Source organism: Pseudomonas imperatae (assembly GCF_057128625.1).
The window spans coordinates 1-2,946 of sequence record NZ_JBSKHP010000059.1 but is presented as its reverse complement, the minus strand read 5'-3'; the positions used below and the strand labels follow the sequence as shown (position 1 = coordinate 2,946).

Sequence of the window (2,946 nt, the reverse complement as noted above, 5' to 3'; positions counted from 1 at the left end):
TCGACGCAAATTGCTTGGGTGTTATATGGTCAAGCCTCACGGGCAATTAGTATTGGTTAGCTCAACGCCTCACAGCGCTTACACACCCAACCTATCAACGTCGTAGTCTTCGACGGCCCTTTAGGGAACTCAAGGTTCCAGTGAGATCTCATCTTGAGGCAAGTTTCCCGCTTAGATGCTTTCAGCGGTTATCTTTTCCGAACATAGCTACCCGGCAATGCCACTGGCGTGACAACCGGAACACCAGAGGTTCGTCCACTCCGGTCCTCTCGTACTAGGAGCAGCCCCTCTCAAATCTCAAACGTCCACGGCAGATAGGGACCGAACTGTCTCACGACGTTCTAAACCCAGCTCGCGTACCACTTTAAATGGCGAACAGCCATACCCTTGGGACCGGCTTCAGCCCCAGGATGTGATGAGCCGACATCGAGGTGCCAAACACCGCCGTCGATATGAACTCTTGGGCGGTATCAGCCTGTTATCCCCGGAGTACCTTTTATCCGTTGAGCGATGGCCCTTCCATACAGAACCACCGGATCACTAAGACCTACTTTCGTACCTGCTCGACGTGTCTGTCTCGCAGTCAAGCGCGCTTTTGCCTTTATACTCTACGACCGATTTCCGACCGGTCTGAGCGCACCTTCGTACTCCTCCGTTACTCTTTAGGAGGAGACCGCCCCAGTCAAACTACCCACCATACACTGTCCTCGATCCGGATAACGGACCTGAGTTAGAACCTCAAAGTTGCCAGGGTGGTATTTCAAGGATGGCTCCACGCGAACTGGCGTCCACGCTTCAAAGCCTCCCACCTATCCTACACAAGCAAATTCAAAGTCCAGTGCAAAGCTATAGTAAAGGTTCACGGGGTCTTTCCGTCTAGCCGCGGATACACTGCATCTTCACAGCGATTTCAATTTCACTGAGTCTCGGGTGGAGACAGCGCCGCCATCGTTACGCCATTCGTGCAGGTCGGAACTTACCCGACAAGGAATTTCGCTACCTTAGGACCGTTATAGTTACGGCCGCCGTTTACCGGGGCTTCGATCAAGAGCTTCGCGTTAGCTAACCCCATCAATTAACCTTCCGGCACCGGGCAGGCGTCACACCCTATACGTCCACTTTCGTGTTTGCAGAGTGCTGTGTTTTTAATAAACAGTCGCAGCGGCCTGGTATCTTCGACCGGCATGGGCTTACGGAGCAAGTCCTTCACCCTCACCGGCGCACCTTCTCCCGAAGTTACGGTGCCATTTTGCCTAGTTCCTTCACCCGAGTTCTCTCAAGCGCCTTGGTATTCTCTACCCAACCACCTGTGTCGGTTTGGGGTACGGTTCCCGGTTATCTGAAGCTTAGAAGCTTTTCTTGGAAGCATGGCATCAACCACTTCGTCGCCTAAAGGCAACTCGTCATCAGCTCTCGGCCTTAGAATCCCGGATTTACCTAAGATCCCAGCCTACCACCTTAAACTTGGACAACCAACGCCAAGCTGGCCTAGCCTTCTCCGTCCCTCCATCGCAATAACCGGAAGTACAGGAATATTAACCTGTTTTCCATCGACTACGCTTTTCAGCCTCGCCTTAGGGACCGACTAACCCTGCGTCGATTAACGTTGCGCAGGAAACCTTGGTCTTTCGGCGTGGGTGTTTTTCACACCCATTGTCGTTACTCATGTCAGCATTCGCACTTCTGATACCTCCAGCAAGCTTCTCAACTCACCTTCACAGGCTTACAGAACGCTCCTCTACCGCATCACCCAAAGGTGATACCCGTAGCTTCGGTGCATGGTTTGAGCCCCGTTACATCTTCCGCGCAGGCCGACTCGACTAGTGAGCTATTACGCTTTCTTTAAAGGGTGGCTGCTTCTAAGCCAACCTCCTAGCTGTCTAAGCCTTCCCACATCGTTTCCCACTTAACCATGACTTTGGGACCTTAGCTGACGGTCTGGGTTGTTTCCCTTTTCACGACGGACGTTAGCACCCGCCGTGTGTCTCCCATGCTCGGCACTTGTAGGTATTCGGAGTTTGCATCGGTTTGGTAAGTCGGGATGACCCCCTAGCCGAAACAGTGCTCTACCCCCTACAGTGATACATGAGGCGCTACCTAAATAGCTTTCGAGGAGAACCAGCTATCTCCGAGCTTGATTAGCCTTTCACTCCGATCCACAGGTCATCCGCTAACTTTTCAACGGTAGTCGGTTCGGTCCTCCAGTCAGTGTTACCTAACCTTCAACCTGCCCATGGATAGATCGCCCGGTTTCGGGTCTATACCCAGCGACTAAACGCCCTATTAAGACTCGCTTTCGCTACGCCTCCCCTATTCGGTTAAGCTCGCCACTGAATATAAGTCGCTGACCCATTATACAAAAGGTACGCAGTCACAGAACAAAGTCTGCTCCCACTGCTTGTACGCATACGGTTTCAGGATCTATTTCACTCCCCTCTCCGGGGTTCTTTTCGCCTTTCCCTCACGGTACTAGTTCACTATCGGTCAGTCAGTAGTATTTAGCCTTGGAGGATGGTCCCCCCATATTCAGACAAAGTTTCTCGTGCTCCGTCCTACTCGATTTCATGACTAAGAGATTTTCGCGTACAGGGCTATCACCCACTATGGCCGCACTTTCCAGAGCGTTCCGCTAATCTCAAAGCCACTTAAGGGCTGGTCCCCGTTCGCTCGCCACTACTAAGGGAATCTCGGTTGATTTCTTTTCCTCAGGGTACTTAGATGTTTCAGTTCCCCTGGTTCGCCTCTTGCACCTATGTATTCAGTACAAGATAACCATCTTATGATGGCTGGGTTCCCCCATTCAGACATCTCCGGATCACAGTCTGTTTGCCGACTCCCCGAAGCTTTTCGCAGGCTACCACGTCTTTCATCGCCTCTGACTGCCAAGGCATCCACCGTATGCGCTTCTTCACTTGACCATATAACCCCAAGCAATCTGGTTATACT

At 52.0% G+C, this 2,946-nt stretch carries 1 rRNA gene; it reads right to left on the bottom strand.

Annotated features, from left to right (window positions below):
- Positions 1–25: 25 nt before the first annotated feature.
- Positions 26–2,918: ribosomal RNA gene (locus ACWKWX_RS32550) — 23S ribosomal RNA — on the bottom strand.
- Between the last annotated feature and the right edge of the window lie 28 nt (positions 2,919–2,946).